General features: G+C 54.8%; 15 protein-coding genes and 1 tRNA gene. 10 read left to right on the top strand and 6 right to left on the bottom strand.

Annotated features, from left to right (window positions below):
* Positions 1-385: recombinase family protein (locus Q8R39_00375; GenBank protein MDP3734872.1), on the bottom strand; the 385-nt coding region annotated here is incomplete at its 3' end.
* A gap of 80 nt (positions 386-465) precedes the next feature.
* On the opposite strand from Q8R39_00375, the gene Q8R39_00370 reads away from it, so the two are divergent.
* Positions 466-603 (top strand): hypothetical protein, encoded by a 138-nt coding sequence (locus Q8R39_00370; protein ID MDP3734871.1) that lies wholly within the window; start codon positions 466-468, stop codon positions 601-603.
* Here Q8R39_00370 and Q8R39_00365 read toward each other — a convergent pair.
* Positions 595-684: transfer RNA gene (locus tag Q8R39_00365), tRNA-Ser, on the bottom strand. The two genes, Q8R39_00370 and Q8R39_00365, sit on opposite strands and share 9 nt — an antisense overlap.
* A 127-nt stretch (positions 685-811) precedes the next feature.
* Positions 812-2,491, bottom strand: coding sequence for a GspE/PulE family protein (locus tag Q8R39_00360; protein ID MDP3734870.1), 1,680 nt, complete (start codon positions 2,489-2,491; stop codon positions 812-814).
* Positions 2,492-2,777: 286 nt separating this feature from the next.
* Here Q8R39_00360 and Q8R39_00355 point away from each other — a divergent pair, with 286 nt between their 5' ends.
* Both Q8R39_00355 and tsaE read left to right on the top strand, forming a co-directional pair.
* Complete coding sequence (locus Q8R39_00355) at positions 2,778-3,275, top strand: hypothetical protein (protein MDP3734869.1); 498 nt, start codon at positions 2,778-2,780, stop codon at positions 3,273-3,275.
* Positions 3,184-3,903 carry a tRNA (adenosine(37)-N6)-threonylcarbamoyltransferase complex ATPase subunit type 1 TsaE gene (tsaE, locus tag Q8R39_00350; protein ID MDP3734868.1) on the top strand — a complete coding sequence of 240 codons (720 nt, stop codon included), beginning with the start codon at positions 3,184-3,186 and terminating at the stop codon, positions 3,901-3,903. Before Q8R39_00355 ends, tsaE begins: the two co-directional genes overlap by 92 nt.
* A 276-nt stretch (positions 3,904-4,179) precedes the next feature.
* Here the strand turns inward: tsaE and Q8R39_00345 are convergent, their stop codons facing one another.
* From Q8R39_00345 to pyrF, 3 genes are all read right to left on the bottom strand, one after another.
* Complete coding sequence (locus Q8R39_00345) at positions 4,180-5,223, bottom strand: hypothetical protein (protein MDP3734867.1); 1,044 nt, start codon at positions 5,221-5,223, stop codon at positions 4,180-4,182.
* A 227-nt stretch (positions 5,224-5,450) separates the two neighbouring features.
* On the bottom strand, positions 5,451-6,086 hold the full coding sequence (locus tag Q8R39_00340) for a phosphoribosyltransferase family protein (GenBank protein MDP3734866.1): 636 nt from the start codon (positions 6,084-6,086) through the stop codon (positions 5,451-5,453).
* A gap of 12 nt (positions 6,087-6,098) precedes the next feature.
* Positions 6,099-7,127, bottom strand: coding sequence for an orotidine-5'-phosphate decarboxylase (gene pyrF, locus Q8R39_00335; protein MDP3734865.1), 1,029 nt, complete (start codon positions 7,125-7,127; stop codon positions 6,099-6,101).
* Positions 7,128-7,262: 135 nt separating this feature from the next.
* Here pyrF and Q8R39_00330 point away from each other — a divergent pair, with 135 nt between their 5' ends.
* From Q8R39_00330 to Q8R39_00300, 7 genes are all read left to right on the top strand, one after another.
* Positions 7,263-9,692 (top strand): DNA polymerase, encoded by a 2,430-nt coding sequence (locus tag Q8R39_00330; protein ID MDP3734864.1) that lies wholly within the window; start codon positions 7,263-7,265, stop codon positions 9,690-9,692.
* Between the two features lie 182 nt (positions 9,693-9,874).
* Complete coding sequence (locus tag Q8R39_00325; GenBank protein ID MDP3734863.1) at positions 9,875-10,525, top strand: hypothetical protein; 651 nt, start codon at positions 9,875-9,877, stop codon at positions 10,523-10,525.
* A gap of 806 nt (positions 10,526-11,331) precedes the next feature.
* Positions 11,332-11,562 carry a hypothetical protein gene (locus tag Q8R39_00320; protein MDP3734862.1) on the top strand — a complete coding sequence of 77 codons (231 nt, stop codon included), beginning with the start codon at positions 11,332-11,334 and terminating at the stop codon, positions 11,560-11,562.
* A gap of 106 nt (positions 11,563-11,668) precedes the next feature.
* A complete protein-coding gene (locus Q8R39_00315; GenBank protein ID MDP3734861.1) occupies positions 11,669-11,800 on the top strand; it encodes a hypothetical protein in 132 nt (43 codons plus the stop codon).
* An 8-nt stretch (positions 11,801-11,808) separates the two neighbouring features.
* The gene (locus Q8R39_00310) at positions 11,809-12,048 is read left to right on the top strand and encodes a hypothetical protein (GenBank protein MDP3734860.1); all 240 of its coding nucleotides are present in this window, start codon (positions 11,809-11,811) and stop codon (positions 12,046-12,048) included.
* Positions 12,045-12,500, top strand: a complete 456-nt coding sequence (locus Q8R39_00305) for a PIN domain-containing protein (GenBank protein ID MDP3734859.1) — start codon at positions 12,045-12,047, stop codon at positions 12,498-12,500. Before Q8R39_00310 ends, Q8R39_00305 begins: the two co-directional genes overlap by 4 nt.
* A complete protein-coding gene (locus Q8R39_00300) occupies positions 12,472-15,972 on the top strand; it encodes a class I tRNA ligase family protein (protein ID MDP3734858.1) in 3,501 nt (1,166 codons plus the stop codon). The genes Q8R39_00305 and Q8R39_00300 overlap by 29 nt, the downstream gene beginning before the upstream one ends.
* Positions 15,973-16,066: the final 94 nt, after the last annotated feature.

Below are 16,066 nucleotides of genomic sequence, written 5' to 3'. Positions count from 1 at the left end.
TGGACAACATAAATTTTCCCTGTGGTGTCGGATCAAACCAAAAAGTAGGAAATTTTAGCGTGGTGATTTTGCCAGTATCTACCAAGTAAATTATTCGTCCGCCGTCTATTGAATTACGAGCAAGGCGGTCAGGATGCCACGCTAAAATTCCTTCCGCTTCATTTTTCTCTATGCTTGCCACCATGTCGTTAAAAATCTCTCTGCCCGGCTCTTTGGCGGTTTTGCTTTCCACAAATTCACGGACGATATTCAGTCCTTCTTTTTTGGCATATTCTCGTAACTCAAACATTTGCGCCTCAATACTCAAAACCTGCCTTTCGGGTTCGTCCGTGGATTTGCGAGCATAGAGAAAAATCTTTTTGGTTTGTAAATTTATGTTGTCCATATTGTTTTTAGATTAGTTTTTGGGCAATCAAAGAAAAATATGCTCAACCTTTCGCTAAAAGCGAAAGAAAAAAGATTGGTTTGAACTTCCGCATTGCCGACCGCACACTGGCGTGCGATTTCAAAAATGCCTTTCAAATTGCGGAAAAATACCATGCCGAGGCGCTTTGCGCCGAGGCTATTTCTTACGATTTCACAAAAAGTGAAAATTGGCGGTGAGGGTGGGATTCGAACCCACGGTCCACTTGCGCGGACAACTCCTTAGCACGGAGCCGCTTTCGGCCACTCAGCCACCTCACCGACGTAGTCATTGTATGGCTGTTGCATCAAAAATGCAACGAAATCACGCGTCGTTGCTTGAGGTTTTTATGAACAAAAAAAGAGCGCGACAGGGTGCGCCGCGCTCTGGAAGCGAAAGGTGCCTCCCCTATACTCTGCTCACATCTACCACCCGCTCAAGCTCCTCAAGCGAGGTTATGCCGGCGAGCATTTTGAGATACCCATCTTCGGCCATCGTGGGCAGACCTTGCTCGGCGGCGGCTTTTTCGATATCGCTCTCGCTTGGGTTTCCGCGGACAACCTCGTCTATTTTCTCGTCCATCATAATCGCCTCAAAAATGCCGATGCGGCCGCTAAAGCCCGTGCCGTCGCACTCGCTGCAGCCCGTCTCATTCGGCACATAGCGCTCGCTTGCCGCGGTGACCTTGATGCCGAGCGCGTCGAGTTTTTGCCGAAGCCGCTCTGTTCGTTCGCGCTCTTTGGCCTCGAGCGGCACCGTTTTTTTGCACTTTGTGCAGAGCACGCGCACGAGCCGTTGCGCGAGCGCGAGATTGACCGCTGAGCTAATAACCTTGGGATTGACGCCAAGATCAATGAGGCGCGGGAATGTCCCGGCAGCGCTGTTTGTGTGCAAGGTCGAGAAGACGAGGTGGCCGGTGAGCGAGGCGTTGATCGCGATTGATGCGGTCTCGCTGTCTCGCACCTCGCCGACCATGATGACATCCGGGTCCTGCCGGAGTGCCGAGCGCAAGCCGTCTGCGAAACTGTAGCCCGCTCCCACCGGCGTCTGTACCATGCCCGGCAGGATGTACTCGATCGGGTCTTCGATCGTGATGATCTTGATCTCGTTTGTGTGGACTTTTTTAAGGAACGCGTAGAGCGTCGTGGTCTTTCCCGAGCCCGTGGGGCCGGTCGTGAAAATCATGCCGTTTGGTTTTTTGATCTCGCGCTCGACGATGCGGCGCAGTTTTTCACCGAGGCCGAGGCCCTCGAAGGAGAGGCCGATTTGCTGCGGGTTCAAGATGCGGAGCACGACCGACTCTTTGTCTTTTTCCGGGAGCACCGAGGTGCGGACTTCTATGTCGCCGGCGTCAGTACGGACACTGAAGCGTCCGTCCTGTGCGCTCTCATGCACATTGAGCTTGAGGCCGGAGAGGAGCTTGATGCGCGGGAGGAGGAGACGATACGCCGCAAGGGGAAACGAGGCGACGATATCAACAAGCATGCCGTTGAGGCGGTAGCGCAGGCGGATATAGTCTTCCTCGGGCTCGAGATGGATGTCGGAGGCAGCGAGAGCAAACGCCCCCGCGAGGATGAGCTCAAGAGCGCTCGTGGTCTGGTACTGTTTTTTATCCGACAGCGCAGCGTCGATGAGGTGCCGTGCATTTTCAAGGGTGTGTATTTCTCCGCCGAGGCGTTTGATAGCCTCCGTCGAGATGTTGAAGACGCCCTCCTCAGTTTTCGCGACTTCGCGTGTCTCGCCGTAGCGGCTCCAGGCCCGCTCGAGGCCGACGAGCGAGACCATGTAGAGCGTCGGCGTGAAGCCGCGCTCCGCAAGAGCCCGAACAACCATCTGGGTGTGTTCGTTTTTTGGCGTAAGGACGCCGACGTCGAGTTTTTTCCCCGCAGTGCGGAACACCGCGAGTTTCCCTTCGCGCGCGTCTTTTTCAGGAAGCGTGTGGAGCGCATCTATATCAATCGGTATCCGCGAGAGATCGAGGTAGGGCAGGCCATAGCGCTCGGCAAGGATCTTCGCCAAGCGCTCCTCCTCTGCCGCGCGTAGCGCGGCGAGTTTTTGCTTTTGTGCGGTTTCGTCGAAGGTAACCATACGAGAGAGTAGAAAATAGAGAGTGGAATGTAGACAGCGGAGGTAAGGGTAAAAATGCGTGATCTGTAGCTTTTAGCTTATAGGTTTTAGTTGTTATGGGCTACTATTGACATCTGCATGTTTTTATGATAGCCTGTTTATGAAATTGTTCTCGTGTAAAAGTGACTGCTTGTAACGCTTTATAAAGGAGCCGAAGATGAGGAATAGCAGAGTGAATCGAGTGCGGAGCGGTAGTTTTTTTGTTTTGTTACTGGCTGTTTTGGTGGCCACGACAGGGTGCTGGGGTATGACTGGCGCAGCTGTTGGAGCTGCGACAGGAGCGGCTGTCTGTGGGGCAGGATGTGCGAAGCTCGGGGCTCTTGCTGGTGGCATAGCGGGGCTTATAGGCGACGTGCATAGTTCTAGCACCACACCCACGCATCACGATTCTATCGGGAGGCCTGTGTATGCGTATGCACCGGGCGTTGGTGGCGCAGCGCAGCTTTACGTGGTAAACGACCTGTCGATTCCCCACGTTGTACTCGACGTGCGGATTGATGGACGCTTGCGTGCTTCTGATATCCAGTTTGGGGAGCACCACATCATCGGCGCCGAGTCCTTTGGAACTGTCCCAAGCAAGCGCTATATAGTGTATATTATCGGGCGCAATGCGGGGACGACGCAGATTGTTGGGAGTCGAGTTTATTGCATCAGTGTTGGACACCACGAGCCGGTGGCCGAGACTATTTTGCTCCGCGTCGGTCGTCTCGATCCGCCCGGGTACGGCGGCGAGTCGTGCCGATGAGCAGCGCGATGTACCGGGCACCACGCGGCGCAGCTTTTTCAAAAAGCTGCGCCGCATCTTTTTGCCTCGCGAAGTAAAACGCTATACACTCGAGTGTACCATGTCGCGCAGCAGAAAAACGGTAAAAAGCCAGGAGGAAATGTTCGCCCTCGCAGCATTGGTCGTAAACGACCTAAAAGCTAAAAGCTATAAGCTAAAAGCTGCGTTGGTCGTCGGCCTCACGGGCGAGCTCGGCGCAGGAAAAACCACGTTTGTAAAAGGTGTCGCGCGCGCGCTCGGCGTCCGCGAGACCGTGACGAGCCCGACGTTCGTCATTATGAAGATTTATAAACTACCAAGGCGGCGTGTGATCGATCCAACTTCTAATTTCCTATTTCCAACTTCCAAGCCATGGCATCACCTCATTCACATCGACGCCTACCGCCTCGAGAGCCCGGAGGAGCTCCGCGCTCTCGGCTGGGATGAGATCGCCGCCGACCCTGGGAACCTCATCCTCGTCGAGTGGGCGGAGAAAGTCCGCCCACTCCTGCGGCGCGGCTACCGCGCAATTTCTTTCGACGTTGTTGGCGAGAACGAACGAGCTGTCTTTTTTGAAGCCACTCTCTCCCTCAGCGCCGTGCGCCTTTAGTCGCCATTTGAGGGCGGGAACGATTCCGAGTCGCGCGTGGTGACTGACGTTTTCGCCACGAAGAAGCTCAAGATTTTTTGCACGTCAAGTAATTTTTGTGGAAAAAAGTTACGGGCACCTTTCTTTCACTGGAGTAGGAGTGGGTAGTGAAGCAGTGTTCAGCGCTTCGTTGAGGATTATATAAGAACAAACCGCAGATATCCATGAGGAAACCTGCGGTTTTGCCTGGGGGCTGCATGATTCAATCACGCACCCGTTATTTCTGAGGGCACAAGGTTAGTTCGGCAGTTCATGCGGTAGTATTTTTCTCCTCCCGCCTGCATCCCTCGTGTAAAGTTCGAAACCAACCCTGCGGTATATTCGCGCGATTTGATGCACAAACTCCGCCGGTAATCCATTTTTGGTCATTCCGTTTGGGAAATAGAGAGATGCGAGTCCGACCAAAGACTCGAATGTCTGCTCCTGTTCAGCCCTAATATGTATGGCTCCGCCAAGAGACGTTACCGCAGCCACATCCTTTGACAGAGTAACAGATCGGAGTTTACCGTCCAAAAGCAGATCGAGCAGTTCAAGCTCATAGGCGTAAGCCGTTGTTTCATTGTTTAGAATGATTCGCGGGCTTTCTCCTCTATTTGTGGAATAAAAATTTACATATTCCATAAACTGCTGCTCTGAATTCAGCCGGGTTCGCTCCCGTGTATCTTGTGTCACATGAAAGAGCTCGTGCGCTGCTATGACGAAATCCAGCACATTCATATGAACAACCCCGCGAGAAAGATAAAACTTTCGGGTGAGAGGCGCATATGCAGCAATCGCGTGATGCATCGTAGTGTCATTGGGGCGCCTGTCTTCGAGCAGCTGATAGGAGAAATAGTTTATATTTTCTTGTTCAAAATATTTCTCGTGCTGCATCGCCTGCTCGAACCGATATGCGTTACGCCACGGATTCCCTTTGTTGATGAGCACCACCTGGCGGGGTAAATCGAGCTGCTCACGTAACGGTGCGTATGGCAGGAGCACAATTTTTCCTTTCAATTGTTCTGCGATTGAGAGAAATTTGTTCTCTACACGCTCAATAATCGCATCGAACTCAGTAATCGTTACACCTCCGTTTGAGGCAACAGCCACGGGTTTCCCCTGGGGGCTCTGATGTGCCGGAATAGTAAAAAACCAAAGAGCGAAAATGGCGAGAACTGTACCCACTACGACGCCAATAAGCATTTGGGGCTTGCGCAACCAAGGACGGATAGGTAAAGCGGCTAGTCCTCTTCGTGTGCACCCTTGCGTTTTGTTTTTCCTCTCGTGCCGATTCTTTGCCACGGGCTCTTCCTCCAAATGAGATTCGTATGCGGTCTAAAAAGAACACTCTTTCGACGCTATTATATTAAGTGAGCGCCACAACTTACAAGAAAGCACAAATTATCATATAAGGCAAGTCTTAGCGGAAAATGAAAAGGCTTCTTTTCGCTTTCCGATTGCTTGTGATTATAGAAAGAAAAGAGGGTCGCTATCTTTCGATAGCGACCCCGAGAGAATCCGTTGCGGACTCATGCGCTCTTACGCGCGAGGAACTCGCGTCCTTTGCCGACATCCGTGTTGATTGGAACATGCTGCGCGCAGAGCGGGCAATTCGTTTCATTCCACGTCTCGAGCTGTACGTTCACGAGCCCAAAGAGCTTCGAAATACCGCCGACATCGTGGCGCGTGACGCCTCCGCGATTGCATAGGACGCCCAGGCCGATGACCTTGCCGCCTAAAGCGCGCGTTGTCTCGATGACCCTCCTCGCTGATGCGCCGGTAGTGAGGACATCCTCAACCACTAAAACATGTGCCTGCGGAATCAATTTTTCGTAGCCACGCCGAATGACGAAGCCATTTCCGTTTTCTGTTTTCTCCGCGTAGACCGCGAGCACCTCACGTTTGGTATATTGACTGAGGTGGTGCGCGACCCATTGGGAGAGAATCACTCCGCCGATCGCGGGTGCAATAACCACCGCAACATCGTCATTCGCGAACCTATTGGCGATTTCCCGGGAAAGACGCGATGTACTTTCGGTGTGTGGGTACAGCGCATCTTTGTTGAAATAGGTCGAGCCGTGCTTCAGAGACGTATAGACAATGTGGCTGTCAGTGATGAGAGCCCCGACATCTCGGAGCACTTGCCAGACTTCTTTTTCGTTCATAGCGTGCCTCCATTACACCGTTGCACCACAGTTTAGACATTTGTAACCCACATTATCAAGGATCATGAGCGTGCCGCATTCAAAGCATGAGCGCGAATTTTCCGCCAAGACAACAGAGGGGCCTCCATGTATGCGAACGATTTTGTCGGCGGGTATGATTTTTTGAGTACCGATTTCTTCGGTTCGGTACCGGTTGATCATGTCGTGGAGTTCAATCGTTTTGGCACGCGCCGCTTCCGCGAAGTCCGCGCCGCTTGAGGCGAAGATGATACCGCGCGAGGAGTTGATGATCATACCCATGCCCCGACTGTCCTTGCCCGCGGAAACAACTTGGTCCACCTGTGTCTCAAGCGGGACATCTCTTTGTTGAAAACCGACGCCCGGGATGAGAATTGGCATGTCGCCGACGATCTGCCGCACTTCTCGAAGTTCGTCTGGATACGTCGCGCCAACGACTAGGGCGCAGTTGCCATTCGTGTTCCACCCACTCGCGATGCTATAGGCGACATATTGATAAAACGGCATGCTTCCTTCGGGAATCTCACGGTTGAGGTATCGCTCGACTTCGCGCAGTCTCGAACCACTCAAGGGAATACGCAGGTCTTGAAATTCCCCCGCGCCTGGGTTGGATGTACGGCAGAGCACGATAATGCCCTTGTCCGCTCGCGCGAGGAATGGCTCTAGGGCTTCGGCTCCGAGATATGGATGCACGGTGACTGCGTCCGCTTGCAAATAATCAAATGCCATCTCCACATAGCCAGCGTTCGTGTTGCCGATGTCCGCGCGCTTGGCGTCGAGAATCACCGGAACTTCGGGAGCAATGAGGTTGATATACGCTATCAGACCTTGGAGTGTCGCCATCCCCGTCGCGCCTTCCGCCTCGTAGAACGCGGAATTTGGTTTGTAAGCGCAGACGAGATCATGCGTCGAATCCACGATAGCGCGCATTCGTGGTCCATCAGAGCTGTCGAGCCCGACACAAACAAAGTTATCGCGAGACCACTGGGCGTCCAGCAGTTGTTTGAAGTTTCGGTCGTTCATACGACCTCCTTTCTCTGGTTGGGAAGGTACAATTTCAGCCCGACTATCGGGCTGATTACGAGGATCACACTAGCAAAAATTGTAAGAAAAATCAACGCCGCGCGCGTACGGCTCGAGTCGGTGTATACTGGCTCCATGGCGACAGCGACCAAAAAACGCCTCGTGCTTCTCGACGCGCACGCGATTATTCATCGCGCGTACCATGCGCTGCCGGCGGATTTTACTTCTTCGCGCACCGGGGAGCCAACGGGCGCGCTCTACGGACTGACGACGATGCTGATGCGGATCATCGGCGAGTTCAAGCCCGACTACATCGCGGGCTGTTTCGACCTTCCACAGCCGACCTATCGGCACGAAGTTTTTGAGGGCTACAAGGCAGGGCGTCCGAAAGCGGATGACGCGCTTGTCGCGCAGCTCAAGCGCTCGCGGGACCTCGTGCGCGCGTTCGGCATTCCGGTTTTTGAGCAACCGGGCTTTGAGGCGGATGATCTCCTCGGCACTATCGTCGAGCTCCTTAACGATCGCCGGGACGTTGAGATCATCATCGCTTCCGGCGATATGGACACGCTCCAGCTTGTCTCGGGTACGCGCGTCAAGGTCTACACGCTGAAGAAAGGCATTCGGGAGACGGCGCTCTACGACGAGGAAGCAGTCAAGCAACGCTTCGGGTTTGTACCGAAGTTCTTGCCCGATTACAAGGGTCTTGCGGGTGATCCGTCTGACAACATCCCCGGCGTACCCGGCATCGGTGCAAAGACCGCAAGCATTTTGGTGCAGAATTTCGGCACGATCGAGTCGCTCCACAAGACGCTCGCGCGTTTCCCGGAGAAGCTCGCCGAGGCCGGCGTCAGTGCGCGCGTACAGCGGATACTCTCGGAGCACAAGGACGAAGCCTTGTTTTCCAAAGCACTCGCTGAGATCAACCGCGCTGCGCCAATCACTTTCAACCTCGCGGAGAGCGATTGGCGAGCGCGCGCGGATGCGACGGTAGCGCTCGAGCTCATCGGCGAGCTCGACTTCCGTTCGCTTATCGGCCGCGTGCGAGAGCTGTTCGGTCGGCCCGCGGGCGGCGCGGGTAGCACAGCGCACGAGGAAGGCGACGGCGACACTGCGCCCGAGGAGGCGACGGAGAGCGCGCCCGACTCGACTGCGCTCACCGAGGCCCTTATCGCGCTCTGGGTGCTTGACTCAAACATTACGAACCCCTCGCTCGACGACATCTTTCACTTTGCGGGGACTCACTCGTTCAACGAAGCCCGCGAGGTACTTAAACGGGAAATCACCGCGCGTGGATTCACGCGCGTGTTTGCGGAGATCGAGCGGCCGCTCATACCGATCGTCCGAGCCATGGAGGAGCGCGGCGTGAAGATCGACAGCGCGCACCTCGGCGCGCTGTCGCGCGACTACCACCGCGAGCTTGAAGTTCTCCAGAAGTACATTTGGAAAGACGCAGGCAGGGAATTTAATATAAACTCCCCGAAACAGCTTGGCGAGGTGATTTTCGACGAACTGAAACTTGTCCCGCGCAACCATAAGAAGACCGCGGGTGGTGCGCGCTCGACCCGGGAATCCGAGCTCGGCAAACTCCGCGGCGCGCACCCGATCATCGAAAACATTTTTGCTCATCGCGAGCTCCAGAAACTCCTCTCAACCTACATTGACCCGATCCCGACGCTCCTCGACAGCGCTGGCCGTCTCCATGCGCGCTTTCTCCAGACCGGCACGACAACCGGGCGCATGGCATCCGAGAAGCCGAACCTTCAGAACATTCCGATCCGCACTGAGCGCGGCGCCTCGATCCGGCGTGCTTTCATCGCGGAGCAAGGGTTCGTACTCGCGGCCTTTGATTACTCACAGATTGAGCTGCGCGTCGCGGCGATACTCTCAGGCGACCCGAAGCTCACGGAGATTTTCAAGCGTGGGGAGGACATCCACACTGCCGTTGCGTCTGAAGTGTTTGACGTCCCACCCGAGAAGGTAGACCGCGAGATGCGCCGGAGGGCGAAAGTGATTAATTTCGGCATCCTCTACGGCATGGGGGTGAATGCGCTCCGCGAGAATCTCGGCACCGACCGTGCCGAGGCCGAGCGCTTCATGCGGGAGTATTTTGAGACCTACACCGGCCTTAGGGATTTTCTTGAGCGCACCAAGGCAGAGGCGCACCGACGTGGCTACACCGAGACGCTCTTCGGCCGTCGCCGCTCCTTCGAGGGTATCCGCTCGCCGATAGCGCACATCCGCGCGATGGCCGAGCGCATGGCGCTAAACGCGCCGATCCAGGGCACGTCGGCCGACCTCATCAAGCTCGCGATGATCCGCGTGGACGAGCATGTGAAGCGCGAAGGACTCAGAGGGGACGCGTTTCTGATCCTCCAGGTGCACGACGAGCTTGTCTACGAAGTGTGCGAGCCGCGCGCCGCGGATTTCGTCCCCGAGATCAAGCGCATTATGGAGGACGTGCTCTCCCTAGAGGAGGCGCGCGGTGTCCCACTCGTCACTTCGTCCGCAGTAGGGAAGAATTGGGGAGAGATGAACGAATTTCCAATTTCCCCAGGCAGGTTTTGACAAATATACATACGCCTGCTACGTTCTGTGCAAGCGCACGTTCTTTGAAGGCACAGATAGGGCAGTCATAGCCAAAAGGTCTTGGTCCACGAGATGGCGGAGGAGATTTTTTGGCTATGACTGGTCCTGGTTATAGCTCCTCCTCGGATGAGAGGAACGCCACATTTTTGAAGGAACAGCCAATGTCTGGAACATCTGGAACAGCCTTCAGTCTGAATCAGTTTGCAGAAATCAACGCTCGTGTGACGCAGGCACTGCCCAAGGCGCTTGCCGACCACGACCCCAAGGCGGTGCTTGCCGCTCTTGAGGGGCGCGGTGAGGTGCTCACACGCCATCTCCACGAGGCGTTCAGGAGTCTGTTGGTAGACAGTATTCCCGAAAGGCCGAAAGTGCTCGGACCGGCAACAGAGGTTTCTGTAGGTCCGCTCGTGGAAGCCTTCGATCCCCGTATATTTTTCCAGACCCGCGAAGGTCTCAATGTTTGGGGAGATCTTAAGCGGATGCTTCGATCGGCCACGATTGAGCAGCCGACGGACGCGATGGTGCTTAAGCGCCGCGCCCTCTTGCGCAGCGCCTATGACAGCGAGATCAAGGCCGAGTTGCCGATGGATTACGAAGTCCCGCCGTGGGTAATCGCAGAGCTGATTGAAGCCCAGCGGGAGGGTCAAGATGGCTCGCTTCCGACAGATGGCAGTGTCGCCATTTTTTACACTCCGGGCTACTCCATGCGCGTCTACTGGCACCGCGCCAGCAGGCAATGGATGGTGTGCGTATGGTGGCACCCCGGCAGCGGGCGTTTGATTGAAGACCACCTGGTCTTCTCCCACAACTGACAATTTGTACCTTTGGCGCAAGGGCATTACCCTTGCGCCTAGAGTCCCTTGGATACTTGGACACTTTGTGTTTTGGTACCAAGGGACTTTTTGCTACACTATGAGAGAAATCTTCGGTGGCGTTCAGGTCAAGGCTCGGGCGCGTGGATTTTAAGGGATCGAGCGGTGGGATTCCACTTCTGCTTCCGCGAGCCCTGCCTGTCGGCAGGCAGGGCCGTGGTTGCATACCAAAGGCATTCGCAAACCTGTTGCTTTTGGCATACGTTTCGCTATGCTACATATAGAGTCCCTGAACTTTTGGAGGTGTATATGCGGGCGAAAGAGACGGTGTATAATTGGAGCCGTCAGCCGACGGAACGATTTGAGAGCATCGCAGACAAACGCTTCCGGTGCGGTCACTGCAGAGAATGGAAAAAAGTAGGAACTACGACAATTTGCTATATTGTCGTGGAAACGGGAAGGACTCTTGCGCGATTCTGCTCAAAGGCATGTGAGGAAGGGTATCAGAGGGACCTGCGCCGGAGGCCGTTGGGTCTCTATACACCTCTCAACAACATGAGAGGATGTCTTTGAGTCAGAATAGGCCGCATACACACGGCGAAGTACGAAAGGGGTTGCGTGTACATCCATCCTCTGTAGTGCATGATCGAACCCCACTCACTTCGGCACCTTTGAGTGAGTATCGTCGTACCCCTCCGGCAGCTCTAGGAGTGGCGGATGTTTTCTGTGTAGACTTTTTGTTGCGAGTACGGTACTTTGATTGAAGTTGGGCGCACCCTACAGACATCCCGAAGAAGGAGTGAGCGATGCCAGGACACGTTTCAGCTACGCAGATTAAAGAGGCGCTCGCAAGCGATGAGGAGAGTTGCAAGCTCTGCTGGAAACTTCTCGGGTTTCCGAAAATGGCTGCGGTGGATGACTGGCGGCGGTGGGCGAGGGGACGTGAATATATTGAAGGCTGCGGGCAGGTGTGCGCGGAGTGCGATCTATCCTTGAAGGAGGAGCAGGGCAGGGTTTTTCACCAGCAGTCCGGTTGAGCCGCCAACCAAAATCGACGAAGTCTCCTTGGGCCAGTCACTACTAATCTTATGCCCCTCGGTTTCGGAAACCGAGGGGCGTTCCTATTTGGGGTCTTAGGCGAATATGTGGGAAGATGAAAAGGCTACAGCGCATCCATCGGCATCGTGCTGCCTCGGCGGATGTAGGCAGGCCGCCGCGCTTGACCGTGCGCGGTCGCGACGCTACACTGTTGGTATTACTCGCGAGGTAAAGTAATACTTTTTATGACGTATCAAACAACGATTACCCGGAAAGGACAGATGACCATTCCGAAAGCAATTCGGGATTCGCTCCGGCTGCCGCTCGGCGGCAGGGTGATGATTGACTTTGACGGCAGCACACGCGGCATTCGTTTTATTCGTCTTCCGAGTATGCGTGAGCTTGCCGGCAGTTTTCGAGTAAAAAATCCTCGAAACGCGGTCAAGTTGCGGGCCTATATGGAGAAGCACTACCGTCGGATATGATTTGTTTTCTTGACTCGAATATTGTTTTGCGTTTTTTGGTTCCGGAAGATCAGAAAATACACAGTGAATGTGCGCGGCTCTTTGATCTCGTTGAGGCGCGAGGCATTGAAGCGCGTACGTCCTCATGCGTATGTGCCGAGGTGGTGTGGGTTTTGCGCGGCGGCGTATATCAGTTTAGCAAAGAGAAGGCGACGGAGGCGCTGCGCTCTTTTGACGCCATTGGCATTACGCTCGACGATCGTATACAAATGCGTTTGGCACTCAACCTCTATGCCGCTCATTCGGTAAAGTTCGTCGACGCGCTCATCGCTTCGAATCCGGGCCTGCAGGATGGCTCATTGGCGCTGGTTTCGTACGATAAGGATTTCGATAAACTCGGCATAGACCGTCATGAACCGCTCGCTATCCTCAAAAAGTACGGTAATGACAGGCAGCATGGAGGACGATCATAAACAAAAAAGTACTACGGCACAGCGCGAAGAAGAAATCCTCCGCTTCTGGCAGGAGCGGAGGATTTTTGAGCGCACACTTGAGAAGCCTTCGCCCGCGGGCGAGTTTGTTTTCTATGAAGGGCCGCCGACGGCAAACGGTCGACCCGGCATCCACCACCTCGAAGCGCGCGCATTTAAGGACGCTATACCGCGCTACCGCAGTATGCGTGGCTACCATGTGCGCCGCAGGGGCGGCTGGGATACACACGGACTGCCGGTGGAGCTTGAGGTGGAGAAGCAGCTCGGCCTGAAGTCGAAAAAAGAAATTGAAGGCTATGGCGTTGCGCAGTTTAATGAGAAGTGTCGGGAGAGCGTCTGGAAGTATGTAGACGAATGGCGGCGGTTTACCGAGCGCAGCGGGTATTGGGTTGATCTCGACAACGCGTATGTTACGTACAAGCCGGAGTATATCGAGTCAGTCTGGGGCATTCTGAAGCATGTGCATGAACGCGGCCTTCTCTATAAGGATTACAAGGTGGTGCCGTGGTGCCCCCGCTGTGGCACCGCGCTCTCAAGCCATGAGCTCGCGCAGGGATACGCGGACGTGAAAGATTTGTCGGTGTACGTGAAGTTTAAGGTAAAGCCGGGGCAGAAAATAGAAAAGTGGACAACTGATGATTGTACATACATTCTTGCCTGGACGACGACGCCATGGACACTGCCGGGCAACATAGCTCTTGCGGTAGGTGAGGGTATTACGTACGATCTGATATCGTACCAAGGGGAGCATTTTATCGTGGCGAGACAGGCGACCGATCGTTTATTTGGAGAAGCAACTGAGGTGGAGCGGCATTTTCTCGGTCTGAATTTGACGGAAGTTTGTTACGATCCGCCTTACCCATTCTTGCAAATATCTGCAATAGCACAGCAGAAAAATTTTGCCAATGCTTTCAAAGTGTATACTGCCGATTTTGTTTCTACCACAGAAGGCACTGGCATCGTGCATACCGCGGTGATGTATGGACAGGACGACTTTGAACTTGGGACGAAGGTAGGCCTGCCGAAGCACCATCTCGTGGACGAGAGCGGGCACTTTATCAAAGGCACTGGATTTTTAGAGGGAAAATTTGTGCGGGACGAAGAGACGGCTATTGAAATTATCAAAGACCTTGCACATCGGAGTCTGCTTTTCAAAAAAGAAAAATATGAGCACAGCTACCCGCACTGCTGGCGGTGCAAGACGCCGCTCATATATTATGCGCGCGATTCGTGGTACATCCGCATGTCGGAACTGCGTGATGAGCTGGTGAAAGAGAATGAGGGCGTCAACTGGATCCCCGCGCACATCAAGGAAGGGCGATTCGGTGAGTGGCTCCGTGAGGTGAAGGACTGGGCGATCTCGCGCGAGAGGTATTGGGGGACGCCTCTTCCCATATGGAGATCAGCAGACGGAGCGAAGACTCTCGTCGTTGATTCACTCGACACGCTCAAAAAACATACGAAAAAATCAGGGAATCGGTATTTTGTCATGCGGCATGGGGAGGCGTTGTGGAATATGCGCGATGTGTTGAATGCCGATCCGACAGTGGCGGAGAACCACCTGACCGAGCACGGGGTCGTGGAGGTCGATGCTGCGGCGCGAGAGCTTACAGGGCGCGGTATTGACCTCATCGTACATTCGCCGCTCCCGAGAGCGCGGGAGACTGCCGAGCGCGTCGCGCGTGCGCTCGCTGTTGCGGACGTGCGTGAAGATCCGCGTCTTGCAGAAATATCATTCGGCGAGTTTGAAGGCAAGAGCGTTGCCGAGTACCACGCATTTTTTGGTGCCTCTGGGGAGCGGCTTACGAAGCGGCTCGAGGGCGGCGAGACGTGGGGGGATGTGAAGCGACGCGTGACCGAACTACTCTACGAGCTTGAAACACGCGAGCACGAGCGGTGCGTTCTCATTGTCTCGCACAATGGCACCATCCAGATGCTTTTTGCTGGCGCGGCAGGACTCACACGCGAGGCGAGCTCGGCGGCAATCGAGGACGTACGATTTGACATAGCAACTGCCGAAGTTAAGCCGCTCGATTTCGTACCAGTGCCGCACAACGCAGACTATGAGCTTGATCTACATCGCCCATATATTGACGATGTGACGCTCTGTGCTAGAGACGGCACCGAGCTCTCTCGTGTACGAGAGGTGCTCGATGTGTGGTTTGACTCGGGCGCGATGCCGTTTGCGCAGGACGGCGGCACGGGATCAGAGCATACGTTGCTGTACCCCGCTGATTTTATTTCCGAGGCGATTGACCAGACGCGCGGGTGGTTTTATACGCTGCATGCGATTGGGGTCCTGATGGGCCGCGGTAAGGCGTATAAAAATGTTATCTCTCTCGGCCACATCTTGGACGTGGAAGGCAAAAAAATGTCGAAGTCGGTAGGCAACGTGGTGAACCCGTGGGATATGATTGAGCAATATGGGGCTGATGCGCTGCGTTTTTGGATGTATACGGTCAACCAGCCGGGCGACTCAAAAAATTTTGACGAAAAAACAGTCGCGGAGATTATACGAAAGGTGCATAATTTGCTGCTCAACTCTCTTCGATTTTATGAACTCTACGCGGTTGACACAGAGGCGTCGTATGAGAGCGCACACGATCTCGACCGCCTCATCCTCGCCCGGCTGGGCGAGCTTATTCGCACCATGACGGAAGACCTCGATCAGTTCGAGGTGTTTGAGCCAGCGCGCGAAGTGCGGGAATTTATCGCGGATCTCTCCCAAGGCTATATCAGACGATCTCGCGAGCGGTTTAAGGGTGACGACGCAGAGGATAAGCGGCAGGCTGTCGGGACGACGCGGTTTGTACTCGAGACGTTGGCGCGGCTCATGGCTCCTTTCACCCCGTTTCTCGCCGAGCACGTCTACCAGAGAGTAAAGGGCCGGGACGCGCCGGAGAGTGTTCACCTCGCCGAGTGGCCGCACCCATGGGGAATAGATAAAAAAATTCTCAAGATGGGTGCCGTGCTCGATGCACACATGTCTTTCGGGCTTAGAGCGCGGGAGGGTTTTCGCATACCGGTGCGACAGCCGCTTGAGCAGTACACGGTGGAGAAATGGGGCAAAGTCGCGCTTTCGGATTCACTGCTTGAGGTGCTCCGTGAGGGGCTCAATGTTAAAAGAGTCAATATCGAAAAGGCGCTAGTGGGCGACCTTGCCGAAGGAACTATGGCGTCTACCATTACGAATGAGCTGAAGGAAGAAGGCGAAGCGCGTGCGTTTACGCGCGCTCTGCAGGAGCTGCGCAAGAAGGCCGGACTCGCGCCGCAGGATCAAGCGAGCGTTGTCTATGTTGCAGACGAGGCTGGGGAGGCGTGGATGCGCGAGCACGGCGCAAACATCTCGGCGCGTACGAAAGTTGAATTTGAGAAAGTGGAGAGTGTTGAGGGCGGCGAAGTATATAAGATCGGTTCAATCGTGATTACGCTCGGCGCGCCGAGCAGCAAGTAATAAGCAGCATGCAGCACGCAGAACAGCGCGCAGAGAAAAGATCACAAAAACGGTGACGTGCAGTTTGGAAATTAGAGATTGAAAACTAGAAATT

This window comes from bacterium (assembly GCA_030697645.1).
Lineage (GTDB): Bacteria > Patescibacteriota > Minisyncoccia > Phycocordibacterales > VMGT01 > JAUYPI01.
Note: the sequence above shows the minus strand (reverse complement) of the source record. Positions and strands in the feature narration are given on the sequence as shown.